The 25558-nt window shown below is 55.8% G+C and carries 21 protein-coding genes; 6 read left to right on the top strand and 15 right to left on the bottom strand.

What is annotated here, in order from left to right:
* Window positions 1-35: 35 nt before the first annotated feature.
* The 3 genes from ACWNMW_RS08070 to ACWNMW_RS08060 form a co-directional block, all read right to left on the bottom strand.
* A complete protein-coding gene (locus ACWNMW_RS08070) occupies window positions 36-3446 on the bottom strand; it encodes a UvrD-helicase domain-containing protein (protein WP_449490595.1) in 3411 nt (1136 codons plus the stop codon).
* A 2-nt stretch (window positions 3447-3448) separates the two neighbouring features.
* A complete protein-coding gene (locus tag ACWNMW_RS08065; RefSeq protein WP_449490594.1) occupies window positions 3449-6583 on the bottom strand; it encodes a PD-(D/E)XK nuclease family protein in 3135 nt (1044 codons plus the stop codon).
* A 136-nt stretch (window positions 6584-6719) separates the two neighbouring features.
* Complete coding sequence (locus ACWNMW_RS08060; protein WP_449490593.1) at window positions 6720-7505, bottom strand: DUF5067 domain-containing protein; 786 nt, start codon at window positions 7503-7505, stop codon at window positions 6720-6722.
* Window positions 7506-7763: 258 nt separating this feature from the next.
* Between ACWNMW_RS08060 and ACWNMW_RS08055 the strand changes: the two genes are divergently transcribed.
* Window positions 7764-7988: a DUF3107 domain-containing protein gene (locus ACWNMW_RS08055; protein WP_034501760.1), complete on the top strand. Its 225-nt coding sequence runs from the start codon at window positions 7764-7766 to the stop codon at window positions 7986-7988.
* Window positions 7989-8028: 40 nt separating this feature from the next.
* On the opposite strand, the gene ACWNMW_RS08050 is transcribed toward ACWNMW_RS08055, so the two are convergent.
* Complete coding sequence (locus ACWNMW_RS08050; protein WP_449490592.1) at window positions 8029-8652, bottom strand: ferritin-like fold-containing protein; 624 nt, start codon at window positions 8650-8652, stop codon at window positions 8029-8031.
* A 182-nt stretch (window positions 8653-8834) separates the two neighbouring features.
* On the opposite strand from ACWNMW_RS08050, the gene ACWNMW_RS08045 reads away from it, so the two are divergent.
* On the top strand, window positions 8835-10442 hold the full coding sequence (locus ACWNMW_RS08045) for a DEAD/DEAH box helicase (protein WP_449490591.1): 1608 nt from the start codon (window positions 8835-8837) through the stop codon (window positions 10440-10442).
* A 9-nt stretch (window positions 10443-10451) separates the two neighbouring features.
* Here ACWNMW_RS08045 and ACWNMW_RS08040 read toward each other — a convergent pair whose 3' ends face one another.
* The 10 genes from ACWNMW_RS08040 to ACWNMW_RS07995 all read right to left on the bottom strand — a co-directional run bounded on the left by ACWNMW_RS08040 (window position 10452) and on the right by ACWNMW_RS07995 (window position 20061).
* Window positions 10452-11531, bottom strand: a complete 1080-nt coding sequence (locus ACWNMW_RS08040) for an ankyrin repeat domain-containing protein (protein WP_449490590.1) — start codon at window positions 11529-11531, stop codon at window positions 10452-10454.
* A gap of 132 nt (window positions 11532-11663) precedes the next feature.
* Entirely contained in the window at window positions 11664-12008 is a 345-nt protein-coding gene (locus ACWNMW_RS08035; protein ID WP_449490589.1) for a DUF2249 domain-containing protein, read from the bottom strand.
* A 104-nt stretch (window positions 12009-12112) separates the two neighbouring features.
* Window positions 12113-13078, bottom strand: a complete 966-nt coding sequence (locus ACWNMW_RS08030) for an AlbA family DNA-binding domain-containing protein (RefSeq protein WP_449490612.1) — start codon at window positions 13076-13078, stop codon at window positions 12113-12115.
* Between the two features lie 127 nt (window positions 13079-13205).
* The gene (locus ACWNMW_RS08025) at window positions 13206-13811 is read right to left on the bottom strand and encodes a CPBP family intramembrane glutamic endopeptidase (RefSeq protein WP_449490588.1); all 606 of its coding nucleotides are present in this window, start codon (window positions 13809-13811) and stop codon (window positions 13206-13208) included.
* A gap of 181 nt (window positions 13812-13992) precedes the next feature.
* Window positions 13993-14805, bottom strand: coding sequence for a hypothetical protein (locus ACWNMW_RS08020; RefSeq protein WP_448750589.1), 813 nt, complete (start codon window positions 14803-14805; stop codon window positions 13993-13995).
* Entirely contained in the window at window positions 14805-15533 is a 729-nt protein-coding gene (locus ACWNMW_RS08015) for an ABC transporter ATP-binding protein (RefSeq protein ID WP_449490587.1), read from the bottom strand. The genes ACWNMW_RS08020 and ACWNMW_RS08015 overlap by 1 nt, the downstream gene beginning before the upstream one ends.
* 16 nt (window positions 15534-15549) lie before the next feature.
* Window positions 15550-15915 (bottom strand): GntR family transcriptional regulator, encoded by a 366-nt coding sequence (locus ACWNMW_RS08010; protein WP_448750591.1) that lies wholly within the window; start codon window positions 15913-15915, stop codon window positions 15550-15552.
* A 188-nt stretch (window positions 15916-16103) separates the two neighbouring features.
* On the bottom strand, window positions 16104-18470 hold the full coding sequence (locus tag ACWNMW_RS08005) for a glycogen/starch/alpha-glucan phosphorylase (protein WP_449490586.1): 2367 nt from the start codon (window positions 18468-18470) through the stop codon (window positions 16104-16106).
* A 110-nt stretch (window positions 18471-18580) separates the two neighbouring features.
* A complete protein-coding gene (locus tag ACWNMW_RS08000; RefSeq protein ID WP_034501780.1) occupies window positions 18581-19219 on the bottom strand; it encodes a MarC family protein in 639 nt (212 codons plus the stop codon).
* The gene (locus tag ACWNMW_RS07995; RefSeq protein WP_449490585.1) at window positions 19216-20061 is read right to left on the bottom strand and encodes a PHP domain-containing protein; all 846 of its coding nucleotides are present in this window, start codon (window positions 20059-20061) and stop codon (window positions 19216-19218) included. Before ACWNMW_RS07995 ends, ACWNMW_RS08000 begins: the two co-directional genes overlap by 4 nt.
* Before the next feature lie 57 nt (window positions 20062-20118).
* Between ACWNMW_RS07995 and ACWNMW_RS07990 the strand changes: the two genes are divergently transcribed.
* Complete coding sequence (locus tag ACWNMW_RS07990; RefSeq protein ID WP_449490584.1) at window positions 20119-21651, top strand: aminopeptidase P family protein; 1533 nt, start codon at window positions 20119-20121, stop codon at window positions 21649-21651.
* 3 nt (window positions 21652-21654) lie between these two features.
* Here ACWNMW_RS07990 and ACWNMW_RS07985 read toward each other — a convergent pair whose 3' ends face one another.
* The gene (locus ACWNMW_RS07985; protein ID WP_295893153.1) at window positions 21655-22374 is read right to left on the bottom strand and encodes a general stress protein; all 720 of its coding nucleotides are present in this window, start codon (window positions 22372-22374) and stop codon (window positions 21655-21657) included.
* Between the two features lie 87 nt (window positions 22375-22461).
* On the opposite strand from ACWNMW_RS07985, the gene ACWNMW_RS07980 reads away from it, so the two are divergent.
* From ACWNMW_RS07980 to ACWNMW_RS07970, 3 genes are read left to right on the top strand one after another with little or no spacing between them, the layout of a single operon-like run.
* The gene (locus ACWNMW_RS07980) at window positions 22462-23766 is read left to right on the top strand and encodes a magnesium transporter MgtE N-terminal domain-containing protein (RefSeq protein WP_449490583.1); all 1305 of its coding nucleotides are present in this window, start codon (window positions 22462-22464) and stop codon (window positions 23764-23766) included.
* The gene (locus ACWNMW_RS07975) at window positions 23759-24313 is read left to right on the top strand and encodes a DUF1003 domain-containing protein (protein ID WP_448750596.1); all 555 of its coding nucleotides are present in this window, start codon (window positions 23759-23761) and stop codon (window positions 24311-24313) included. Before ACWNMW_RS07980 ends, ACWNMW_RS07975 begins: the two co-directional genes overlap by 8 nt.
* 42 nt (window positions 24314-24355) lie before the next feature.
* Window positions 24356-25486: an Mrp/NBP35 family ATP-binding protein gene (locus ACWNMW_RS07970; protein ID WP_449490582.1), complete on the top strand. Its 1131-nt coding sequence runs from the start codon at window positions 24356-24358 to the stop codon at window positions 25484-25486.
* Window positions 25487-25558: the final 72 nt, after the last annotated feature.

Genomic DNA, 25558 nt, shown 5'->3' with positions numbered 1-25558 from the left:
GGTGGTCCCGCGCTTTGCGGGACCACCTTTTTTGTTTAGATCTTTGGGTTATTCACAACGAGTTCACTCAGTGCTCGGGCGAGGTCGCTTTCCAGTTGATCGACTGGTTTGTTGGTAATTTTCGCGATGTCTTCGAGAGAGAAGTCCACGGGCCCGCCAATGAAGTAAACACGCGCCTGCACCTGTTCAGGTGTAATACCGCGTTTATTCGCCCATGCAACACGATAGAGCTGGAGCTGGCGTGCGTAGTATTCCCATTTCTCGATGCTGGTGGTGGGGCCGGGCACTTGGGATGTCTTCCAATCGATGACAATGTCGTTACCATCCGAGTCACGAAAGACAGCGTCAATGCGACCTTGAACGGATACTCCTGAATAGTTCAGAGCGAAGGGTTCTTCGATGGCAACAGGAATAAGAGAGCTCAAGTCAAGAGAGCGGAAGTTCTCTTGCATGAGGGAAAGCCTTTCCTGTTCCCTTGTGCTGAGGGCTTCAAGACCGACGACGGGGTCGTCCCAGAGCTCGCCGGTTGTCAGGTGGAGCTGTTTTTCGACCCACATGTGGAAAATAGTGCCTAGGAGGGAGCTGCGCTGGGGTGGGGTTGGCAAAGGACGCCTGAGACGACGAACCCAAGAATCACCGTCATCAATCAGGGTTGAAATACTGGTTGCGGGAACACGGTCAATACGAATTTCAGTCGCGTCTTGGCGTGCACGTTCACGCTCTGCCATGAGCAAGAAAGTATCGCGGACAAGAGGGTTATCGAGCTGAGTTTTCAGTGTTTCTTCAAGGACCTGCGTCGGGGTATCGATGAGTTCTTGAACGCGCGTTGCACTTGCGTTGACGAGTTGACGCGAGCGTCCAGGAAGAATCGGATATTGCCGTAGCCTTGGGTCGATCTCAATGAGTGATTGATCCGCAATGTCTTCTTCAGGACGAGCTGCGATAGTGCTTTCATCAAGACCGAGCGCATTCACGGTTTCCATGAGGTAACGCGAAGGATCGCGTGGAGTCACACTGGTTGCGCCAACCCATGATCCAAGCAACAGCAGATCGTGGCGGGCACGCGTCCATGCGACATAGGCAAGGCGTCGTTCTTCGAGCTCGTGGTGAATTCCTTGGCGGTAGTGCACACTGTCTTGAATTATTTTGCCTTTTGAATCCTTACCCTTAATGTGGCTGGTGAAGATACTCATTGGAGTAGTCGTTTTTCTCTCTGCTTCTTGGGCAAGGAGATCAAAGTACTCGACAATTCCCATTGAGCCGTATTCTTCAGGAACCATGTGTGGCAGATCGGCATAGTCTCTCCGCACGGGATACGGAAGTTCTTCAATCGAGGAGAACCATTCTGTTGTTCCCGGTGGGTCTTGCTTCCAGTCACGTGGCTTTGACTTGTGATCGGGGAAGACTGAATCTTGCAGGCCGAAAACAGCGACTGAATCCCATTCCAGTCCTTTTGCCGAGTGGATCGTCAGCAGTTGAACTGCGTCAGGTCGAGTCGCGCTCACAGGGATTGCAAGGCCTTTTTCTTCTTCTTCAGCGACTTGGAGCCATGCGAGGAATCCTGGCAGGTCTGCGCCAGACACTTGCGCTTCATACTCGGCTGCAATGTCAACGAATGCGTCGAGCATCTCCAGGCCCTGATCTCCAAGGGGATCAGACATGATTGCCTCGCGAAGTCCCAAGATGGATATCGCGCGTTCGACTTGTTCATCAAGCGCACGCCCCATCCCCTGGCGTATGACTTGAAGACGTTTGGCAAGAAGAGACAGGCGTTGATGAGCGACCTCGCTAAATTCTGGCCCGCCTGATGAGGAGTGCCAACCAATCGGGGGAAGCTGGTCAATTGCCTCGATCAAACTGAACTCTGGATGCGCGACAAGACCCTGCGTCTTTTGATGTGCCTGTTGTTTTGCGTACTGGTTAAGAACCAGTAGATCGGATGCGCCGATATCCATTGAAGTGACAAGACGCATGAGGGCGGGGGCATTCGCGGGGTCTGCTGCAAGATCAAGTGCCGCCCGAACATCGCTGACCACTGCTTGGTCGAGAAGCCCGCCGAGTCCGACGACTTGCACGGGAATATCAGCGTCTTTAAGCGCCCGTTCTATAGCGGGGAAGTCCGAGCGACGCCGAGATAGTACTGCACAGGTATTCCACTTCCCGTGTTCGTCTTGGATTCGATGTTCTCGAGCGAAATCGACGACCGCTTGGAGTTGCTCATCGTAGGTGAGGGGGTAGCTGGTGCTGACTTGTCCGCAGCCAGCGTTTGGGCGTGGAGCAAGAACTGGGACTGTAATTCGCTGTGGTTTTGATTCGCGAGTAGCGGCGTTGCCGGCATTGCCAATGCGCGCTTGTCCCCGCAGGGGCTGAGCGATCGCATTTGCTGCATCAAGGATTGTCTGGTCATTTCGCCAAGCTGTTGAGAGAACCAATTGCGACGCGTCGTGGCACGGAGAAAAGCGAGTGAGGAAATCGCTGAGGGCAGAGGCCGAGGCCCCGCGCCAACCATAGATTGCCTGACTGGGGTCGCCGACAGCGGTAGTTGGGTGGTCTGCAAAGAGAGCAGACAAGAAGACCATCTGGATGACCGAGGTGTCTTGAAATTCATCGAGAAGAACAGCCTGGTAGTCACTTCGAACTTGGCGCACGACGTCTTTGTTCGAGGTAACGATTTGTGTTGCCAGGAGAAGTTGATCAGAAAAATCGATGAGACCGTGGGCACGCTTATAGCTTTCGAAAGCTTCCGCGATATCAAGAAGAAGCAGTCGGTTACGATTCACCTCGATAAAGTTCTTGAAATTTTTATTTAGGGCACCCTTGGACTTTTCGACGACTTCTTCCAGTTCTTTTTGAAATGCACTCAGAGCTATTCGCCCTTCGTCCAGCGTCATGTTTTGCTCGGCGATATGCCCAGACAAAGATAGGACGGCGGCAACGATGGTTGCGGTCGGCTTGTATTGCTCATCGCTTTGGGGGTATTCACCCCTCCAGTTTTCGACGATACTGCTGAGCACCTGGACTTGTTGTGCCTGTCCGATGAGCCGAGAATCTGGATCAACGCCGATTGTTGCGCCGTATTCTCCAAGGATCCGCGCGGCGAAAGAGTTATATGTGAGAGCGGTAGGCTCTCCAACAAATTCCTGCCCACTATTCGAGGCAAGGGTGGCGAGGTCTTGGCGCATTTTCAACCCGAGCTCACCGGCGGCTTTTCGCGTAAAGGTCAAGCCGAGGATACGCTCGGGATCGATGCCGTGGTGGGCGACCATGTAGAGTACCCGCTGCGACATCGTGGTTGTTTTTCCGGCTCCTGCTCCTGCAACGACAAGGAGTGGCTCAAGTGGAGCTTGAATAACCGCGCGTTGTTCTTCCGTGGGTGCAAGGAAGGGCTTGGAGCGCGGAGTCGCCATGCGAAGAATCTCATCGACGTCCAGTTTTCTGAGGTCCATGGTTACTCGACGCTCCTCTTCCCTTGGTCCTTCGCCGGGCAGGATCTGGTGAATTCGCAGTATTTGCATGTTTCGTTTGAGGGCGTGGCTATAAAGTGCGGGCCTCGCATCCGTGAAGCGACCTCGTCGAGCTGGTTGATCCAGTCATTTTTACTGTCGTCATCGAGTGGCTCTTGGAGGATTGTCCGAACATCTCCGTATCCGAGGTATTTCAGTTCAGCGTCGATGATCGTGTAGCCGAGTTCTTCTGCAGCCAATTGATACAGAGCCAATTGCGGGTGGTCGGGATCGGTATTAATTTTGCCTTTTGCACCCTTTTTCCCGGTCTTGAAGTCGATGATCCGCGCGCCTTCACCGCTGACCTCTAATCGGTCCATCCGGCCACGAATGTTCACGCTTGATACGGGAACATCGAAGGGGACTTCGACGCGTACTTCGCCTGTGGCACCTTCTAGGTACTCCCCCAGCGCGGAAGCCATGTCACGGAGATGGTTGAGATGAATCTTGGTTGCTGCAGGTTCTTCGTCCAGATCCATCGCTTGGATTTCTTCTTCGAGAGCCTTGACAACGGCTTGTTTTGGTCCATGCGGGAACCGCTCGGCGAGGCTGTGGATGAGTGTCCCATCGGAAGCGCTTTGTGTGGGCACCGATGAGCCACTGTTTGCCGAGAAAAACCAACGCAAAATACACGCACGTGCAGTGTCGAAGCTGGACGGGCTGATGGAGACGTTCTCTTGTCCATAAATTGCGCTATCGGAGCTGATTCCCCCTGCACCGATCCATTTGTCCGGCTGAGCGCTGTGAACGCCGCGCTGGGCGAGTAGAGCAAGAAGATTGGCCGCGAGTTCACGAGTTTGGTCGTCTTCTTGAGTTGCAAGGAATCGCAACCGCGCAACGTGGCCCGATAGGTCTAGAGACGGAGGAACTTCCTCAGGCGCAAATCCTTCTTCAGGGATCTCGATTCCACTTGCCTTCGCGATGAGCTCGACGAACTGTGAAGGAGCTTGGTCCTCATTCGAGACGACGCCGACGTGGAGAAAGCGCGTTGCCCTTGACGTTGCGGCAAGCAAGCGGCGCAGTTCATTATCCAGAATGGCTCGACGTTGAATGCGTGGATCGTCAAGAAGAGGCGTTGTTTCGCTGGGAGCGCTTTCGTTTCCGGCAGAATCGAGGCGGAGAATCTCCGTGAGGAGGTCACCCCGCAACAGCCGGTGCCCGAGGCGTAAATCCGGCCATGAGCCGTCTTGGAGTCCATAGATTGCAACAGCGTCCCAGTGTTTCCCCATTGCTTGTTCTGGGGTGAGCACGTGAACGCCTTCACGGCGAAGTGCTGTTCGCGCGATTGTGTCGATGGGGACATCAGATTGGAGCAGCTCGGCTGCGAAGTCTGCGGCGTTTCCTTGCGGGTTGCGCTGCTGCCAGATGTCTGCGACACGGAAAAGCGCAATCACCGCGTCGAGGATGTCGTCGTAATAGTCGGAATCGGCATCTTGCGCGAGCGCTCTATCGCTCAAGGCTTGGGCAACGTCTGCCGTCTCCCAGGCCTTCCATAGGCCTTCTTCTGCGCTCAGTCCTGTGCTTTCTTTCCACAGGGACGAGGCCGTAAGTAGTTTGCGTAGTTCTGTTTCGACATGGTGTGGCAGAGAATCGGAATCCGCGAGGATCCGAGAAAGCATGTCTGTTGTTAAATGCTGTGAGAGGACTCCGTCGCGGACAGTTTCACTGTGCGCCCACACGTAGTTCTGAATTGCTGATCTGACGTGAAGCGTATCGATTGAAATAAGGTCGGAGCGAAGCCACAGGTCGATGAGCTGGGCTGCGCTGTCACTGTGCGGAATCAGCGATGTCAGTAGTGCCGATGTCATTGAGTTGGCGGCAAAGTCGAAGGCTTGTTGTCCTCCGGCGAGGGGAATATAGCTCCGCTTGAGAGCCCTTCGCGCCTGTTGAATGAGGGACTGAGAGCGGACAAGAACAAGTTGGCGGGACCAGGGAATATCGTCGTGAAGATGGTGGGATCGCAAGGCGTAGCCGATTGCCGCACCCATCTGTGCTGAGCTTGCACAGGAGTGGATTCGTACCGGGGTTTCTGTATCTGTTGTTCCTCCGAGGAATGGGGCCAAACGCCGAGAAATTGGACCGGATTGGGTGATATTCGAACTGATCTGGAGATTCAGTTCATGCAGTTGCGGAGTTGAATGATAGCTTCCGCCACAATCGTCAATGTCGACACCGAGAACTTTGGCGAGGTCGAGGTCGAGGTTTGCATAACCGCGCTTATAAGCGGTCACAGATACGTCCGGATTGGAAAAAGCAATGATCTGGGTGCCGTATTGGCGCGCGCTTTGAAGCAGTGGGAGAAGCGAAGGCGTGCAATCCTGCAGATCATCAATGAGGATGCACTGCGGTAGTGGTGTTTCGCTGCGGAGCCGCAAAGTTTCAATGTCTTGATCCCAGCGCGAAAGCAGTCGCGCTGCACTGCGACCAAGGGCAGCGCCATGAGCTTGCATTGTTCCACGGTATTCCACTGCAAGTTCGGGGATCTCTTGCCATTTGCGCAGGAGGAATGCGACGGTCTCCCATTGCGGGATTGCATGGGTTTTTCCAAGTTCGGTAAGGCTGTCGGGAGCGAGCCCTGCCTCGGCAGCAAGATCAATGAGATAGCGCAGTTCCATTTTAAAAGCGGGCAGCGCTTGAATAGTTTGAGCGAGATCTTCTGGCCAGTTGAGGGTCGTTGTCTCAAGAAGCTGCGTGATCAGACGATCGATGCTTGCACCGGTGAGCAGTTCAACGTCCCCCAGAGGTTCGTCACGCGTATTGCGCCACTGAGAAACGATGGAATACGCCCAAGCTGTGGGCGTGCGCACAGGACGAACAGCATCGGGAGCCATACTTTGGACAGCTGGCATCAGTGCATCGGCCCGCGAACGGTCAGGAGTGAGTACAAGGAAGCTGCGTCTCTGTCGAGCGAGCTCTGCGACTGCGCTGAGCAGGAGTGTGGTCTTTCCACTTCCGGGGGCACCACGAAGTACAGCGTCAGAGCTCATCATGCGTTGGAGGAGTGCACGCTGATGATCATCGAGGTGAGGAAGGCCGGAAAATCCCGAGCCAATCTCTATCCGTACCTGTTTGTTACCCATATAGTGATTCTGACAGAGGCCATGTGCATTTGGAGCCAACTTTTGGCTTCACGCCGAAATTGGGAAAAATGTGCCCCCGAAGCGGAAGCTTCGGGGGCACATTCTGGCAGTCATACTCAAAGTGAGGGCTTACCCTTTACTGAAGTGAATATTCCTTTTTGAATGCCTTTGTTGAAGAGATAGTGCTGTCAATCATCAGCGTAACTGGAGCAGCTGCATCGCGAAGAACATACCCTTCCACAAGGGTCACACTTTTACCAGCTGGGACCTCTTCCAAGTCAGCAAAAGGCTCGTATCCTTCAGGCTTTAGATCATCGGAATAAACCGCACTATCGAGCTCAGCCTTGTTTTGGGATACCTCAATATAGTATGCAAAAGGATTCAAACTGCTTGTGTCGTTATTTGTGATCTTTAAGGTCACAGCAACTGTTGGTTCACCGTCACTGTCATCTACCGACTCCTCGACCTTCTTCACCTCAATCGTGACCTTACCGTTCTCCAGCTGAACAACATCCGAGGTCGCACCAGCTTTGGAAGCTTGCGGCGATACAGAAGATGTCCCAGCGGCCTCACCATTAGCCTTCGAATACATAGCTTGGCCTCCCAAAACAGCAGCAATAGTGAGAGTCGAAATCACCAGTGAAGCAATTGCCATACTGGAGCCGCGGTGAGTCGCATCCGGGCGTGTCTGAACGACAGCGAGAATCGCAACGACTGTAGCAATAAGGGCCAGAATTAAAATCAGATATTTAAGAGCCGGAACCCAGAACAGGAGAAGAGAAATAATTCCCAACGCGAGTGCGGTGATAGCAAGGGGAGATAAGGGTTTAACTACAGGTGCTACTCCAAATTGTCCTTGAGGAGGAACAGTCGAATAAACCCCCTCAACGGGCATTTCCTGCGGATAAGGAGGAAAAGACATCGTTCACCTTTCGAGTAGATTCAACTTTAAGCTTTACCGCCAGAACACAAAACAACTCGTCGACACAACCCGATAGCTGCCGCTTCTCGCACTATTTTCAACACAACCCCACATACTAACCACTTAGATACTAAACCGCGACAACGCTTCGACCCACCCCACAATTACGCTCTTGCAGAAATAGCAGGCCCTCTCCCCCACCTGCACGTACTATGAGGACACAGAAGACCATTCGATCCATAACATCTGGGAGTCGCAGTGAACATTACGATCGGTATCAATGCAAGTCCGCGCGAGCTCGACCTGGAGGTAAACCTCAGTGAAGACGAGCTCTTCGCTCAAGTGAGTGAAGCCCTCCGCGCTCAAACGCCGCTACTCCTGACCGACACTAAGGGAGAGAAGACACTCATCCCCGCGCAGGCAATTTCCTTCGTGCGCGTCACGGCGCAGCAAAGCCACCGCGTCGGCTTCGCCATTCACTGAGAAGCCGCGCGTTTATTTCTTCACAAGTCCACCTGTTGCCCTAGGCACGCAGGTAGATTTCCTTCATTCGTTCAGCATGTTCACTGCTCAGCACTTCAGCAATGGTGTCTGAGTCTTCGGGTGACAGCGATAGGTCCGGGTGCATAAACATCGTTGAACGCACCAAACCCAAAACTTCTCCGGCGACCCGACGCGCCCACAAGGACAGCCTCGCCGCAAGCTGCTCGTCGGCCTCGAAAATGGGGGCAAGGTTCTCGCGCACCCACTCCCCCTGCTCAAGATCCCAATTCGCTCCGGGGAAAAGATTCTTTCGCGAAGCGATCTCGCGCAGGAAACCACCAAGGACCCCCAAGGTCACATAGGTTTTAATGGAACGCTCATGCCATGTCTTCGGGCGCGTGCGGGCATCGAGGTCGTCATAGAGTCCGTCGTAGGCTCGCGCATACGTAGACAAATCCATTCCACGGTGAGTACACCACGTCTCAACCTGAGTAAAAGTCTCGAAAACACGCGTGGCCATGCGTGCGTGTTCCACCTTCGCTTCGAAGGTCGGAGCCTGGTCGCTATCCTTTGCCAGGCGAGTCATTGCAGCCAAAATCGAATACGCGATCAGACCGACGACTTCCGCGTCGCTGTCCGCCACAGGTTCATAGGTGCGTTCCATGGCATAACACTACATCACGCAAACGTGACGGGTTCCTCTTCGGACAAACCTTGTCAACCTCGTACAATGAAAAAGACAGTGCTGACCGATCGCACGCGAGAAAAGTTTCCCGGGCAAGTGCCCACAAGAAGACCGCGATCGGCTGCAATTCTCAACGGGGTTTTCCCCAGGACAGGTTGATTGTGACTTCACCTTCTGAGTACTCCGCCGGCGTTGTTCGTCTTGGCGCGATTGCTGCCCCTTCCACTGAGGAAGAGACCACCCCCGATATTACGAACTCGGGAAATGAAACTTTCGAAGCGAAGTCTTTCGCTGATTTCGGGGTCAGTGACCCCATCGTTGATGCGCTTGAAGAACGCGGCATCACCCACCCCTTCCCCATCCAGGCCCTGACCCTTCCCGTCGCACTGGATCGCCACGACATCATCGGTCAGGCCAAGACCGGTACCGGTAAGACTCTGGGATTCGGCATCCCCGTCTTGGAAGACGTCATCGCCCCGGATGAAGAGGGCTACGAGGACCTTCTCAATCCGAATATGCCGCAGGCACTCATCATTTTGCCGACCCGTGAGCTCACCAAGCAGGTGGCCGAAGATCTCCGGGCGGCAGCCTCGCACCTGTCGACGCGCATCGTTGACATCTACGGCGGCGTTGCTTTTGAACCACAGATTGAGGCACTCAAGCGAGGAGCGGATATCGTCGTCGGTACCCCCGGGCGTTTGATCGATTTGCTCCGTCAAGGTGTGCTGCACCTGAACGGCGTGGAAAACGTTGTCCTTGACGAGGCCGACGAGATGCTTGACCTGGGCTTCCTCCCGGACGTGGAAACTTTGCTTTCACGTATTCCCGCGGACCGTCACATGATGCTTTTCTCGGCAACCATGCCCGGCCCGGTGATCACGCTGGCCCGTAAGTTCATGACCCAGCCGACCCATATCCGCGCGCAAGATCCTGACGATCAGGGCCAGACCGTCAACACGGTCCAGCAGGTGATCTACCGCGCTCACGCCATGAACAAGACCGAGATCGTTGCGCGTATCTTGCAGGCACGAGGCCGCGGTCGCGCTGTGATTTTCTGTCGTACTAAGCGTGCGGCTGCGCGCGTTGCCGACGAGCTCAGCGAGCGCGGTTTCGCGGTTGCCGCCCTTCACGGCGACTTGGGCCAGGGTGCACGTGAGCAGGCTCTGCGTGCTTTCCGTAATGGCAAGGTCGATGTTTTGGTTGCAACCGATGTTGCCGCGCGTGGCATCGACGTTGACGATGTCACCCACGTCATCAACTACCAGTGCCCCGAGGACGAGAAGGTCTACATCCACCGCATTGGTCGCACCGGTCGCGCGGGAAATTCTGGCACAGCCGTGACCTTCGTGGATTGGGACGATGTCCCGCGCTGGTCATTGATTTCGAAGGCGCTGGGCTTGGGAGTTCCCGAACCTCTGGAGACCTACCACACCTCGCCGCACCTGTATACGGACTTGGATATTCCCGAGGATGTTACCGGGCGTCTGCCTCGTGCGAAGCGTACGCGCGAGGGACTTGGCGCCGAAAAGCTTGAGGATTTGGGCGCTCCTTCCCGCCGTGGACGAGGCCGAGGCCGCTCAGGTGCTCGCACGTCCTCCCGCTCTGGCGAGGGTAACCGAAGCAGGCGCCGCAGCCGCAAGGATGGCGATCAGACGATGAATCCTGGAAAGCAGGGGCGCTCCGACCGCGGAACGAAGGGCCGTGGTCGCGGTGAGCACTCGCCTGCACCACGTAAGCGGGTGCGCCGTCGTAAGGGCAGCGAGGAGTAAGGCGCGCGTCTACCGGCCGAGGAAAGGCAAGGTGTTCGCGCGTAAGACAGGATTGGCAAGCACCCAGTGAACAGCGGCTTCCCTCAGGACATCGCTGGCCTCGGTTGATTTTCCACCGCGAAGATCTCCCACTGCTTTCTTGGCGCGCGCAAGCTCGTCTGCGCTGAGGGGGACCTGAGAGGAAATGATCTCGAGGAATTGCTTGAGGAGCGCGTTAAAAGTCGGTTCCCAGTTAATGCCGCCGTTGTCGTAGACCTCGTAGGCGACCTTACCCGTGATCCTGATGGCTTCACCTTGGAGTGTCTCGGCCTGATTATCAAGTGGAACGAGCAAGTCCCAGAGTTCGCTGGAAAGTTTCTTCCAGCTCTTCGAAGGATCGAGCTCGAGCTTTTCTCCAACGCTTGGGGCGGGACGCGCAACTTGCTGAGCGACGCCGAACATTTCGCACAGCTGTCGCAAGGCTTCCGCGGCTTCGAGGAAGCGGGGGTTGCTGGCATCTTCAGGGTTGTGGGCGATGATCGAGCAGCGATCTTTATCCATGGCTTGAAGAGCTTTGTATTCCTCGCCGCTTGGGTGTGCGCCATGAGCACGTAAAACCTTGAAAACACGCAAGATTCTGGGGGAATCAAACAAGTTGTACCAACTGAGCGCGTACTTCGTCAGCGTGTAGTCCCCATAGATTTTTGAATGCGCATCAAGAGTAGGGTCAGCGCCCCATTGGATCATCTGTTCCACCTCGGGCGCGTCCAGGCGTTCGACAGCGCCGAACAACGGAGTTTGGTCCGTGTTATCCCGGGCATTGATGTCACCGCCAAGGGCAATGAGACCGGGGATCAGATCGGGTCGACGTTGCTTGACGCGGGAGTGAATGGGAGTTTGTCCGCGTTCATTGCGACAGTTGATGTCCTCGCCTCGGGCGACCAAGAACTCGACAATCTCTTGCGAGCAGAGGAGGTGCAAGAGTTTGGGCTTTCCGTATTCGCTCCGCAGGTATGCGCCAATCTCGCAGTTTTTCACTGCCTCAGCCACGGCCTCGACGTCCCCGCTTGCGAGGATTTCTTTGATGTCGTTGGGGAGAGTTTTGCGCATTCCGACCTCCACGTGAACGTTATTCTTCAAGAATAGCGTCTTGAAGGTACCCTCTCCCCCGACACCTCTCTGCGCGATCCCGTGGTCTTGAACCTGGGCGCGCCATCGGGGCGAGCAGTTTATATATTCTGCTCAGCCAACGCGGGTGATCTTGACGATCGCACCTTCATCGCTAACGGCAAGCAGTTCGTAGGCAAACTCGCCTTCCAGCATCATGTCGATCTGGTTGAGCAAGGGCGTTGGCACATGAGGCGCGACCAGTTCCATCGCCTCGCCAACATTCAGAGAAGAAACAGCACCTAGGATTGCGGGGTGACGCAGGCGAGGTGGGAAGGGACGTGCATCCAATCGCGGAAGCTGAGCACCGTGATCACAACCGCAACCGCATCCACCAGTGCTCTGAGCAGGCTCCTGAGCCTTCTCGGCAGAAACATCACGAAGTTCGAATTCGGGCAGGTCGGAATTAGGTTCGATCATGAGATCCCTTTCGTGGGGCTCGGCGACTGAATGAAGCGCCTGAGCAACAGCTTCTAATAAAACATAGTTTATACGTTTTTATTAAAGCTGCCCTTTGAGGGGTCTTACTCCTCCGAATCCGTCAACACCCGCTGAACGAAACGCGGAAGAGCGGCGGGACGTTCACGGCGCCCTCCCCTAGTGAAGAAGAACATGCGAATACGCCCCCACAAGGTCGTGCGCACGCTGGAAGGCCAACGGTGGGTAATGTACTCAACCGCATCTGAAACTTCGAGGCGCCGCGTTGAGTTACCCACGCGAACCCACAGCTCCGGCGCCCCCTTACCTTTGGGACCGAGGAGGTACACCGGCCTCGGGCTGGGAGGAACGGTCACGCGGCAGACTTCCTGAGCCTCGTAGCCTTCTTGGGGATCCGTGGCTGGAGCGAAATCGATGCTTGGCAGCGCAGCCGCGTTAGTTCCGAGGCGTTGCCCCCACAGGTCGCGAATCCACAGTTCAAAACGATCAGCGTCAGGACTCTTCAATGTCGCATAGTCCGGGCCTAAACCGATGAGCTTTCCATCATCATCAACACCGATGAGGAGCGTTCCTCCGCCGGAATTCATGAAGGCAGCAACAGTCTTGGCAATGACGGTCTCCATCGCATCATCCCGTTGCTGGGTACGCATATTCCAGCGTGCGCTGGACTTGAATTCGCGCGTATCGGATTCGCCTCGCGCGGCAACGTCAGCAATCGGATCAAGGCCGGGACGCGGGTGCAGATAGGCGACGATGAGAGCGCAGACAGTGACGACAAGGAGGGAAACCACGGCCGCGACAGCAATCATGGCCGGGCGCCACATATCAGAGCTTGAGAAAATCCAGCCGGCAAAGAGCAGTCCAGCCCACACACCAAGCATGCCGGTCAAGGTTGCCGAGGCAGTGGACATCGTCATTCGCGAGGCCAAGAAACGGCGAACGATCATGCCAATGAGCCAAGCGAGCACGACAACTGCGACTTGAATCCCAACCCATCTGAGCAAATCAGGGTTTTGAGGAGTCGCGGAGAAGTTCGGCTGACCCGTATTCATGTCAACGACCATTCGGCTTCCTTTGAGTATTTCGCCTGCACCTCGCGGCGATAGAAGGAGTGTCATCTAGGTTTAACGGTACCCAGTCGCCCGCGGAAAAGCGCAGCGGTATCCACAGAATTATCCCTTAGGCAAGAAACCCGAAGACCGCTCCCCAACCAACGAGGAGGTTGGCAAGGGAATGCATCATCCAACTGGGAAGAATGGAACCGCCTGCCGCCTCTTCGTTCACCCAACCCATAATCCAGCCACTGACCGCAGTCAGCACTCCCACGCCAATAAGTGGGAACAGGGTGAACGCTGAGGAAAGCAGAACCACATGTACAAGACCGAAGACCACGGCCTGCACTGTGTTTCCAACTCTGAATCCGAACTTTTCGCTCAGCTTCTTTCCAAGGAACCCTCGAAAGAGGATCTCTTCCGATAGGCCGGTCTGAATGAAGGCGTAGAAGAGGACCGCTATCGCTCCATAGATCCCGCTACCTGCGAAGCGTGAGGAGGCTGTCCCGCCAGCAGCCGAGGAAAGAAGCGCGACTGAAAGCACGGCGACAGCGGCCCATACCATGAGCGCAAGCACAAGACGCTGGCGCGCTGCTTTCCACTCGGGCACGACGAGGCCAATCCACGTTGCGAACTCAACACACCTGCGCGTTGTCACAGCCCACCATGCAACCGGAATAACAAGTGCAAGTGAGAGCTGAACAAAAGACGAGATAACAGTCGTGAATACCATCGCAGCCTCCAACAATTGCGCAGTCTGCTTTCAAGGATACAGGCCACCCATCGCGCTTAGCCGTCCTCATACGCCAAGGGGCGCCACACCCGTTTCGCGAGCGCTGTACCGCTTGGATGCGGATACAGCTCCGAATAATCAGATGTGACACCCCATGGGAAGGGCAGGACGCGCCCTCAGTTCATCGCAAAGACGTGCGCCTTTCAATTGAGCGCGAGGCCCACACTGCTAGGAATAGTGCAAAGAGAGGAACCAAAATGCACGCTCCCATTCCCCAAACATTGGGATACCCATCAGTTCCCAAAGTCGCGCGATATGACGTCCACATAACCTCGGTACTGAAATGGCCGTCGAGAGTCATTGAGAAGGGCATGAAGAAGGTTCCAATTCCGCTCAAAACCTGGTCAACGATGTAGGTCAGGAGCAATCCGATAGCCACCGCACCGAAGCCCATGTGGTTGAAGCGCCCTTCGGCCGCAATACTCATGACCGCACAGACCTGAAGAATCAGCGCAATACACGAAACGATCCAGGTAATAAACAAAACCACGAGCACCAGAGTCGAAAAAATCGCAAATAGCGAACGTGGGCCAGCAGTGTAGTCGGCGAGGGTGATGCCCTGACTCCATGCCGCCGCCCACGCAACTGCAATGCCTCCGCCGATGGCTAAGGCAAGCGCGATGAGGAATTCGATGATCATTCGGCTGACCTTTGCCCAGTAGATCACGGCGCCTGACACGGGCAGAGTCATGGTGAAGTACCCCTGTTGTCCGTACAGAGTCTTCCAGTAGTCACTCATTCCACTGATCGCTGCACCCACAGGAATCGCTACGCACATCAGGTAACCAAACATGGTCATTGTCCCGCTCAGTCCCGGGACTCCACTTGCGACAACACCGACCGTCACGGCAAGGATCGCAATAGCGGTCCCCATTTGACGAAGATCAGTGCGCAGGCGACTACCGATTTCATAAGACAGCATTTTCCCGAACATCAGCGGTATTCCTTCCTGAAAATCGCATCTAAAGAGTCCCCTCGCGTTGCACGCAGATCATCCGCATCTCCTTGAAGAAGAACCTGTCCCTCTTTCATGAAGAGCGCATAGTCAACGAAATGTTCGATATCCGAAATCAGGTGGGTGGACATGATGAGGAGCGACTCGGGATCAAACTCACGCAAAATCCCCTCGAGGATAATGTCGCGAGTTGCCGGATCTACCCCACTAATCGGCTCGTCCAACAAGAAAACCTTCGCTTTGCGCGCCATGATCAGGCTGATTTGAAGCTTCTCCCCCATTCCCTTACTCATCTCACTGAGTGGTCGCCCCTCGGGGAGTTTAAAGAAATCAACCATGGTTCGCGCTCTTTCCGGTTCAAAATCAGCAAAGAAACGCGAGTAGATGTTAATCGCACGCTCCACGGTCCATTCGCCGTTAAGGAATGCTGCCGAAGGCAAGTACGAAACAATAGATTTTGTACCGATTCCGGGTTTATGCCCGTCGATACTCACCTGTCCTTGGTAATCATTCAGCACTCCTGCAAGGATTTTCAGCAGCGTGGTCTTCCCACATCCGTTGGGACCCATCAGACCGACGATGTGCCCGGCATCCAGTGAGAGCGAGTAGTCCCGTAGAGCCGGCGTTTTCCGGTAATGCTTCGTGAGGTGATCAACGTGGACGAGGCCGTGCCCCGCACGCCTTGACCGCTCAGTTTGTGTGGTCATGAGTATGCCTCCTTGGCTACTTCTCCGTGACATCCCAACGTTGATTGATCAGAGTTTTGGCAGCATCCAGATCGATTCCCAGTGAGCGACATGCGCGAATGTAGGCGTCTGCCGCAAGATGCGCGTCGTTCTTCCGCAGAGCATGCAGAGCACGCTCATCAGTTGCGACGAAGCGTCCTGCGGTCCGTTTCGGGACCGTCAGTCCTTCTTCATCAAGCGCACTCAGAGCTCGCTGAACGGTATTGGGATTGGTGCCTGCCTCGATCGCGAGATCACGCACGGAGGGGATCTTTTCGCCAGGTTTCCACGTACCGTCGGTAATACGACCGCGGAACGAATCAGCTAATTGGATCCAGATTGGACGGGTGTCATCGATGCGCATCGATGTATCCCTCCTGTCTATCTGTATTAATACACTAATACAGTGCCACACTATCGAAACTGTGTCAACACAGTAATACAGTTTGATCGGAAAACGAAGGACAGCAAACACCCCGTTGGGAAAATCCCAACGGGGCGTTACGGCATTAAGCCATACATTCAGCCTCTGAAAGGCCGCATGTTACACATTCACGCAATCGGCTCGGCGCTAATGTGCCAAACCTCGCGAGCGTAATCGCTGATCGTACGGTCAGAAGAGAAACGACCGGAACGCGTGATATTGACCCAAGCCTTGCGCGCCCAAGCCTCTTGGTCACGGTAATCCTGCGCCATACGGTCCTTTGCTTCACGGTAGGAAGCGAAGTCACCCAAGACGTAGTAGACGTCAGCAGGCTCATATCCCGATTCCAGAAGCGACCAACGCAGATCATGGAACCAACCGGAGTTGGAATCATTCAAGGTTCCATCGGTCAAAGCATCGATCACGCGCTTCAAGCCAGGCACATTCTCGTAGTGCCAGCGAGGATCGTAGTGGCGACGAAGCTCGGGAAGCTCATCATCGGTTGCGCCGAAAATGTAAGCGTTCTCTTCCCCCACGGCCTCGAGAATCTCAACGTTCGCGCCATCCAGCGTGCCCAGGGTCAGCGCGCCGTTCATCATGAACTTCATGTTGGACGTGCCCGAGGCTTCCTTACCGGCCATCGAGATCTGCTCGGAAACATCCGCAGCAGGAATGATGTGCTCGGCGGGCGAGACATTGTAGTTATGGACGAAGACGACCTTGATGCGGCCATTGATGTCCGGATCGTTATTGACCAGGTCAGCAATGGTGTTAATCAGCTTGATAATCGCCTTCGCGCGAATGTAGCCGGGGGCAGCCTTCGCACCGAAAACGAACACGCGCTTAGGAACATCCAGAGCAGGATTGTCCTTGATACGGAAGTACAAATCCAGCACATAGAAGGCATTGAGCAGCTGACGCTTGTACTCGTGCAGACGCTTGATCTGAACATCGAAGATTGCATCGGGATCAATCTCGACACCCTCACGAGCCTTCACCCACGCGGCAAAATCAACCTTGTTCTGGTGCTTGATCTCAGACAAGCGCGCGTACAGGTCAGAATTTCCTGCATCAGTAAACTTCGCAAGCTCGTCAAGATCGGTCACCCAGCGATCCGATCCGGTGACCTCGTCAAGGAGGGCCGCCAGGCGCGGGTTGCACTGCTTGAGCCAACGACGTGGAGTCACGCCATTGGTCTTGTTATTAAAGCGCTCGGGCCAAATCGCGTACCACTCTTTGAGCGTCTCACGCTTGATAATTTCAGTGTGCAGTGCAGCCACGCCGTTGATTGAGTACGAGGCGTAGCAGGCAATCCACGCCATGCGGACAGTGTTGCCCGAGACGGGAGCCATGTAGTCGATGGTTGCGCCATCAACGCCACGCTCGGACATGTCCAGACGGAAACGACGATCGATCTCGCGAACGATTTCAGAAATACGGGGGAAGAGACGATCGAAGATGTGAATGTCCCAGGTCTCCAGAGCTTCAGCCAAGACCGTGTGGTTCGTGTACGCGAAAGTATGGGAGACAACTTCCCATGCTTCTTCCCATCCGAGGCCATGCTCATCCATCAGGATGCGCATGAGCTCGGGGATGGCGAGAACCGGGTGCGTGTCATTGAGCTGAACAGCATTGAACTGTGCAAAGCCGCGCAGGTCATCGCCGTGTTCTGCGACGTAGTTATCAACGATTGCCTGCAGTGAAGCCGAGCAGAAGAAGTATTGCTGGCGCACGCGCAGGACCTTACCTTCGAAGGTCGTATCGTTGGGGTACAGCACACGGGAAATATCCATGGTGCGTTCACGATCAACGATTGCATCGGTGAAACGCTGAGAATTGAAGGCATCGTAGTCGAAGTCCTCCATGGGCTCAGCCTTCCACAGGCGCAGCGTATTGACGTTCTTCGTACCATAGCCGGTAATCGGCATGTCATAAGGAATGGCGCGGACAGTCAGATCCGCGTAGCGAACAATGCGCTGTTCTTCCTCGCGGCGAATGACGAAGGGGTAGCCCTCTTCCATCCAGGGGTCGGGATGCTCAGTCTGGAAGCCATTATCAAAAAGCTGCTTGAACAGACCGTAGCGGTACAAAATACCGTAGCCAGCAACCGGCAGATCCAAGGTTGCACACGAATCCAGGAAGCACGCAGCCAGTCGGCCAAGGCCACCGTTACCCAGCGCAGCATCGGGCTCTTCTTCCAAGACCACAGACAGGTCCTTGCCCAGTGCCGCCAAGGCCTCGCGGGCCTCGTCAACCATTCCAAGGTTGGAAAGATTGTTTAAGAGCGCTCGGCCCATCAGGAATTCTGCTGAAAAGTAGTGTTCCATGCGCCCCACTGCGTAGGTGCGCTCTGTTGCATGCCAACGATCAGCGATGCGATCAATAATCGCTGCAGATAGTCCCTGCCATGCTTCCATCTCGGTTGAGACTCGTTCAGGGCGTCCAGAGACCGCTCGAACCTGCGACTTTAGCTGTTCCTCTAGGGACCGGCTCATAAAATCTCTCCTTGCGATTGACTCAGTACTACCGGTAGCACTGGGACAAGCCTACTGCAGGCTTTCGCATGGTAGCGAGATTAAAGTCCTCTGCTGTTTGTCAACCGACCCTACTTGACAATCCCAGCATTCTTGATGAAGTCGAAAACTCCACCCATGACCAGTTCGGTTGCAATTGCGGCAAGAAGCACACCGGAGATCTTAGTGAGCAAGAGGATTCCGCCGGTTCCAAGAAGACGAGAAAGCTCAAGCGAGAAGCGCATTGATGCCCAGATGACGACATGTGTCGCAACCACTGCCAGAACCACCGCAACAATGGATCCCGTCGTATGCGCCTGAGCCATGGACACCATGACGGCGACGATCGCACCGGGACCGGCAAGCAGAGGAATACCCAGGGGAACGAGCGCCACGTTCACAGCGTCATCGCCCGTATCCGGTTGGTCCATATCGCTCGAGGTCAAGAGCTCCATCGCAACTAAGAAGAGGAGCACACCTCCGGAGAGCTTTAAGGACTCCATCGAGATCTGCAGAGCTCGAAGAATCTGCTGCCCCAAGAAAGCAAAAGCCAAAATCACGCCGAAAGACACCAGGGATGCCTGGACGGCTGCCTTACGCTGCGCTTTAGGCGAGAACTTTGACGTCAATGCCAAGAACACGGGCATCAAGCCCATCGGGTCCAAAATGACAATCAGGGTCGCAAAAGTCGTCAGCAGTACCGTAACGTCCACAACAGAGCCAATATTCATGGGCGCAAGACCTCTAAAAACGCTTCCTCTTCGAGTTTGTTCAGAACCGACTGATCCGTAAGGTTTTCTCCAAGCCGATTCGGTTTGCCTCGCCCATGGTAGTCAGATGAACCAAAGACTTCCAGCTTCAAACGACGGGCAATTCTATCGACATCCGCACGGTCCTCATCCCCGTGATCTCGGTGATCACGTTCAATACCGAACAGACCCGCTTCTTTCATCATGTCAATGACTTCTTCAGGCAAGAGCCGCTGACGTGCACGGGCGCGAGGATGAGCCAAAACCGGAACGCCCCCCGCAGCACGCACCAGCTCAACCGCGTCAATAGGATCGGGCGCCCAATGCATAACAAAATAGGGGCTTGAGGGATGCAAAGCCTTAACAAAAACCGCACTGCGATCAGGGAAAGCACCGATCGCAACAAGGGCATCAGCAATGTGTGGACGCCCAACCGGTCCCCCATCGGGCGCCAGAGACTGAACCTGCTCCCAGGTGATTGGGTAGTCTTTCGAAATTCTCTCGACCATTCTTTGCGCGCGCGTCAGGCGTGACTCATTAGCGCGGCGCTGGACGGAAAGCAAGGCCTCGTTCGTCGGATCGGGAAGGTAACCCAAGAGGTGCACAGTGATTCCTTCGCGCGCACACGACAATTCGACACCGCGAACCAACGCAACCCCGGTGGACTCAACGCAAGCGGCAGCCTCGTCCCACCCCGCGTAGGTATCGTGATCGGTCAGACCGACAACGTCCAAACCCGCCTCGCGGGCCTTGTGCATCAGTTCTTCCGGGGTATCGGTTCCATCCGAATACGCACTATGCGTGTGAAGATCGATCCTGCTCATGCTTTTAGGATACGGTCCCCCTAGCATGCCCCGCTGTGAAAGTGAGACCATGGCACCATGAATACGAGTGATACCACTTCTAACCAAGAATCGGCCGACACCTTGGCCGAGCGCGTGAACAACCGTTCGCGCCGCCCGTCATCGGATGCTTTCCGCGAGTTCATGGGCTCAAACTGGGGTCCCCGTCCCGATGCAGGGATCACGCGAGCACCCGTCGCCGATTATCTTCCCGCGCGCGCCGTAGCAGCGGGCGAGCCTTTCCCCGGCGAACGCCTCGTCATCCCTGCGGGCACCTACAAGGTCCGCTCGAACGACTGCACCTACCGTTTCCGCGCGTACTCTGCTTTCGCGCACCTGTCGGGTCTGGGCCAAGAACGCGAACCCGATTCCGTGATCGTTTTGGAGCCTCTCCCCTCCGGTGGTCACGAGGCCGTGCTTTTCTTTAAGCCCCGAACCTCGCGTTCCTCGCAGGAGTTCTACTCTGATTCGCGCTACGGCGAGTTCTGGGTGGGCGCACGCCCCTCGCTCGAGGAAGTCGCAACAGAAACCGGGCTGCGCTGCGAGCACATCGACACTCTGCGTGATGCACTGGCTAAGGACGCGGGAAGCGTTCGTCTTCGCGTGGTCCGTAACGTTGACGAGGCCGTCGAAGCGATGGTCAACGAAGTGCGCCTCCAAGCAGGCCTCCCCTTCGGCGGAGATGCAGCTGAAAGCGATGATGCGCTTGAAGAACACCTTTCCGAGATTCGCCTATGCAAGGACGAGTTTGAAATCTCTGAGCTTCGTCGTGCAATCGAGATTACGAAGGCTGGTTTTGAGGACATCTTGCGCGCACTCCCCCGAGCGGTGGGACACCATCGTGGCGAGCGCGTGATCGAAGGCGCTTTCGGAGCGGTCGCACGCGAAGAAGGCAACGGTCTGGGCTACGACACTATCGCGGCCTCGGGAAACCACGCGAATACTCTCCACTGGATCGATAACGACGGTCCCGTGAACGAAGGCGACCTGGTTCTGGTCGACGCTGGCGTCGAGGTTGATTCTCTTTACACCGCGGATATCACCCGCACACTCCCCGTCAATGGAACCTTCTCCCCCACTCAGGCGAAGGTCTATCAGGCGGTTTTGGATGCCTGCGAGGCCGCACTCGAGCGCGCGAACCAACCGGGAACACGCTTCCGCGATGTTCACGATGCCGCAATGAAGGTTATCGCCGCACGCCTTGAGGAATGGGGACTTCTGCCTGTGAGCCCCGAAGAATCACTCTCCCCCGAAGGCCAACAGCACCGTCGCTGGATGCCCCACGGCACCAGCCACCACCTGGGATTGGACGTCCACGACTGCGCTCAGGCGCGCCGCGAAATGTACCAGGATGCGTTCTTGCAGCCCGGAATGTGCTTCACGATTGAGCCCGGCCTGTACTTCCGCGCCGACGACATGGCTATCCCGGAAGAATTCCGCGGAATCGGCGTGCGCATTGAGGACGATGTTCTGGTCAACGCCGATGGAAGCGTCACCCGAATGTCAGAGGATATTCCTCGAAAGATCGCCGATGTTGAGGAATGGATCCGACAGGCGCAGCAGCGCGCCTAGCTTTCAGTCCTGAGAATCGGGCCGGGGTGCTTCTTCAGAGGAATCTGAGGGAGCACCCTCTGTTTTGCCTTGGTCTGACGAGGCCGTGGGCTGTGCCTGTTCCTGCGGTACATCCGCTGCTTGAGAAAGACGCACTCCAAAACGCGGCTGTTCATCCGGGCGCGATCCGTATTCCGTGGGGCCACTAGTCTCGCGGGCCGTGCGCACCCGACGCGGACGCATCTGATTGCCCTGGGTCTTTTGCAATAGCTCGAATGCCTCACGAATGCGATCCGAACCCGCAGCTTTCGCAATGATGACTGCGTAGCGCCCAGCAACCACTTGGGATTGAGAGTAAAAATCGCGTCGGCGCCTGCGCATGAAGAAAAGGGACGTGCTCAGGCATGCGGTCATGAAGGCACCTGCAAGCATGCATGCCCCCACCCACACCATGGTGTTTCCCTGGTTGATTGAAAGCACAATACCGATCATTGCGCCCCAGAGCGCACCATTCATCACTGCAGAGGAGACTGCACGCGCCCAGGTGACGCGTCCCATGATTCGTTCTACCGAATACAAGTCGGTTCCAACGACGCTGACCTGTTCGACTTCGAAATCATTGCTGGCCAGAACCTCAAGCGCAGCAAGGGCCTCTTCATAGGAGCCGTAGGAGGCAACTTCCGTGCCATCGGGCAGCCGTCCGCCACCGTTTCTCCGCACAACTCCATTGACAGGTACACTCATGTTTTCCCTTTCCTTGTTCTGCCATCGTAGCGAGAACTCAAGATGGATGGGCGGGTAAGAAGTTCGCTGTGGGGATAAACTGACCAAGTGAGCAGTGCACCTTTAAACGTCGGAACAACAGGACGTCGTGTCTTTATCGGCAAACTTGCCGGAACGAGCGTCTTTGACCCACTAGGCGAAAAAGTGGGAGTCATTCATGACGTCGTGGTGACTTTCCGATTGAACTCAACAGCGAATGTTATTGGCTTCGTTGTCGAGGTCGGCCCTCGAAAGCGCGTATTCCTCCCCTTTACGCGAGTTACTGCGATCGAAGCAGGCTCAGTGATCACCACCGGCTTGCTCAATATTCGTTCCTTCACCCAGCGTCCCGTTGAAACCCTGGTTATCACCGAGCTCTTCGACCGCGAAGTGACCATGAATGACGGAAGCGGCACAGTCAAGATTCTTGATGTCGCAATGCAGCAGCGCCGGCCTCGTGACTGGATTATCTCGACCCTCCACGTCCAACGTATCCGCACGACCACCTTGGGATTCAAGCGCGGCGGAACCACCATGACGGTCGGCGTGGACGAAGTTTCTTCGCTCCTCAAGACTGACTCAAACCAGGCCGCAACAGCGCTTATTCAACAGACCGAAGACATGAAGCCCGCGGACCTTGCGGACTTCATCCATGATCTTCCCGCCGATCGCCAGCTTGCAGTCGCCGCCGAACTCCCCGACTCGCGTCTGGCCGACGTCCTTGAGGAACTCGGCGACGATGACCGCGTGTCGATCCTCTCCCAGTTGGAAGCAGGCCGAGCCGCCGATGTTTTGGACGTCATGCAGCCCGATGATGCCGCCGACCTTGTCGCCGAACTCCCAGTTGAAACAGCTCAATCCCTTCTGTCCTTGATGGAACCGGATGAGGCCGCGGACGTGCGCCGATTGATGGCGTACAAGGAATCAACGGCGGGTTCGCTGATGACAACCGAACCGGTGATTCTCGGACCCGACGCGACCGTGGCGCAGATGCTGGCCTCGATTCGACGATCTGACCTCCCTGTTTCTTTGGCTGCAGCAACCTTCATCGCACGGCCTCCCTTAGAGACCCCAACCGGGCAATATCTTGGTGCGGTCCATTTCCAGCGTGCTCTTCGCGAACCTCCCAACACTCTCTTGGGAACGATCATGGACACGGATTTGGATAAGCTCTCTCCGAACGCGCACGTTGCGACCGTGACACGTCTGCTCGCAACGTACAATCTCACCGTTCTTCCCGTTGTTGATGAAGATGGTCACCTCTTGGGCGCCGTGTCCGTTGACGATGTCTTGGATGAGCTTCTTCCCCGCGACTGGCGCGACTGGGATGACGATGTCACTGACCGAGTAATGGCAAGGAGTATTGATGGCTGATCGTCTTGATACCCCGAGCGAGCGGAAGTTTAAACTTTTTCGTCGCCGTTCCTCCGGTGATGGTTTCGGTCAGTTCGCCGAGGCCACGGCCCGTTTTATGGGTTCGCCGAAGTTCATCTTGTACATGACGATCTTCGTCGTGACGTGGATCGCCGCAAACGTTGTGCTCTACAAGGTTTCAGAGAAGTACGCCTGGGATCCCTACCCATTCATCTTGCTGAACCTGGCTTTCTCCACGCAGGCGTCCTACTCAGCTCCCCTGATTCTTCTTGCACAGAATCGTCAAGATGACCGCGACCGCGTGCAAGCAGAACAAGATCGTCAACGCGCTGAACGCAACCTCGCTGATACCGAGTATTTGACCCGAGAAATTGCAGCGCTGCGTATCGCTCTTCAGGACGTGGCGACCCGCGACTTCGTGCGATCAGAGATTCGCGACATGATGGCTGATCTTCGCGAAGAACTCGATGCTCGCGAAGAAAAAGAAGAACCGATCGAGAACGATAATCCCGCTGATCTTTCAACGCCCCGCACCGCTGAGAGCTAAACCGCTGCGCACAAGAGCGGTTGGGGTCATAGGATTGACACCATGACTTTGACTTCGCAGAACGTTCTTGATGCCCTGTCGACCGTTATCGATCCGGAAATTCGTCGTCCAATCACCGACCTCAATATGGTTGATGAGGTCGTGATCGATGGCTCCACAGTTTCGGTGACAATCCTCCTCACGACTGCAGGGTGTCCGCTGCGAAACACAATTTCCGAAGACGTCCACAAGGTCCTTGGTGCCCTCGATGGTGTCACCGATGTCAAAGTGACCATGGATGTCATGAATGACGAGCAGAAGAAAGCTCTGCGCGAAAAGCTCAACGGCGGACGCCCCGAACGCGAAATTCTCTTCGCACGCCCCGACTCACTGACGCGCGTCATTGCTGTAACCTCCGGTAAGGGCGGTGTCGGCAAATCTTCAATGACAGCGAATCTTGCAGCCGCACTGGCTCGTTCGGGCCTCAAGGTCGGCGTCATGGACGCAGATATTTACGGCTTCTCGATTCCTCGCATGCTGGGTGTTACCCACGATCCCCAGGTAATCGACGGAATGATCATTCCCCCGCTTGGTGCCCAAGGCGTGAAGGTCGTCTCCATCGGCATGTTCGTACCCGACGGTCAGCCTGTGATTTGGCGCGGCCCAATGCTCCACCGTGCACTTCAGCAGTTCTTGGCAGATGTTTTCTGGGGAGATCTGGACGTTCTCCTCATCGATATGCCTCCCGGAACCGGCGACGTTGCAATCTCAATTTCTCAGCTTCTCCCCAATGCTGAGATCCTCGTCGTCACAACCCCGCAGGTCGCTGCAGCCGAAGTTGCTGAGCGTGCGGGTTCGATCGCGTCGCAGACGAACCAGAAGGTTATCGGCGTCATCGAGAACATGTCCTACCTGCCTCAGGAGGATGGCTCGAAGCTTGAGATCTTCGGCAGCGGCGGCGGACAGTCTGTCTCAGATCGCCTGAGCGCCCAGCTTGGCTACAATGTTCCGCTCCTCGCCCAAGTTCCTTTGGATATTGCCCTGCGCGAGGGCGGAGATGCGGGAGATCCCGTTTCCGTGCACGAAGGAGAGGCCGCTCAAGTCCTCCAGGACCTTGCCCACACGCTCTCTCACGCCTCGCGAGGCCTCGCAGGGCGCCCTCTGGGTGTTGCTCCCCTGAATAAGACCATCTAATTCAACGAATAAAACCCCGTCATTGGGCGCGTAGTCGCCCCAGTGACGGGGTTTTTGCGTAACCTTGAAGCA

This window comes from Actinomyces sp. Marseille-QA0893 (assembly GCF_976954355.1).
Note: the sequence above shows the minus strand (reverse complement) of the source record. Positions and strands in the feature narration are given on the sequence as shown.

Bases quoted from the DNA above. Each gene is read 5' to 3' on its own strand.
- ACWNMW_RS08030 (WP_449490612.1), bottom strand. From the start codon at position 13,078: ATGAATACGGGTCAGCCGAACTTCTCCGCGACTCCTCAAAACCCTGAT.
- ACWNMW_RS07990 (WP_449490584.1), top strand. From the start codon at position 20,119: ATGAATACGAGTGATACCACTTCTAACCAAGAATCGGCCGACACCTTG.
- ACWNMW_RS07970 (WP_449490582.1), top strand. From the start codon at position 24,356: ATGACTTTGACTTCGCAGAACGTTCTTGATGCCCTGTCGACCGTTATC.
- ACWNMW_RS08020 (WP_448750589.1), bottom strand. From the start codon at position 14,805: ATGTTCGGGAAAATGCTGTCTTATGAAATCGGTAGTCGCCTGCGCACT.
- ACWNMW_RS08035 (WP_449490589.1), bottom strand. From the start codon at position 12,008: ATGATCGAACCTAATTCCGACCTGCCCGAATTCGAACTTCGTGATGTT.
- ACWNMW_RS08060 (WP_449490593.1), bottom strand. From the start codon at position 7,505: ATGTCTTTTCCTCCTTATCCGCAGGAAATGCCCGTTGAGGGGGTTTAT.
- ACWNMW_RS08025 (WP_449490588.1), bottom strand. From the start codon at position 13,811: ATGGTATTCACGACTGTTATCTCGTCTTTTGTTCAGCTCTCACTTGCA.
- ACWNMW_RS08065 (WP_449490594.1), bottom strand. From the start codon at position 6,583: ATGGGTAACAAACAGGTACGGATAGAGATTGGCTCGGGATTTTCCGGC.
- ACWNMW_RS07995 (WP_449490585.1), bottom strand. From the start codon at position 20,061: ATGAGCAGGATCGATCTTCACACGCATAGTGCGTATTCGGATGGAACC.
- ACWNMW_RS08005 (WP_449490586.1), bottom strand. From the start codon at position 18,470: ATGAGCCGGTCCCTAGAGGAACAGCTAAAGTCGCAGGTTCGAGCGGTC.
- ACWNMW_RS08000 (WP_034501780.1), bottom strand. From the start codon at position 19,219: ATGAATATTGGCTCTGTTGTGGACGTTACGGTACTGCTGACGACTTTT.
- ACWNMW_RS07985 (WP_295893153.1), bottom strand. From the start codon at position 22,374: ATGAGTGTACCTGTCAATGGAGTTGTGCGGAGAAACGGTGGCGGACGG.
- ACWNMW_RS08040 (WP_449490590.1), bottom strand. From the start codon at position 11,531: ATGCGCAAAACTCTCCCCAACGACATCAAAGAAATCCTCGCAAGCGGG.
- ACWNMW_RS08010 (WP_448750591.1), bottom strand. From the start codon at position 15,915: ATGCGCATCGATGACACCCGTCCAATCTGGATCCAATTAGCTGATTCG.
- ACWNMW_RS08050 (WP_449490592.1), bottom strand. From the start codon at position 8,652: ATGGAACGCACCTATGAACCTGTGGCGGACAGCGACGCGGAAGTCGTC.
- ACWNMW_RS08015 (WP_449490587.1), bottom strand. From the start codon at position 15,533: ATGACCACACAAACTGAGCGGTCAAGGCGTGCGGGGCACGGCCTCGTC.
- ACWNMW_RS08070 (WP_449490595.1), bottom strand. From the start codon at position 3,446: ATGGACCTCAGAAAACTGGACGTCGATGAGATTCTTCGCATGGCGACT.
- ACWNMW_RS07975 (WP_448750596.1), top strand. From the start codon at position 23,759: ATGGCTGATCGTCTTGATACCCCGAGCGAGCGGAAGTTTAAACTTTTT.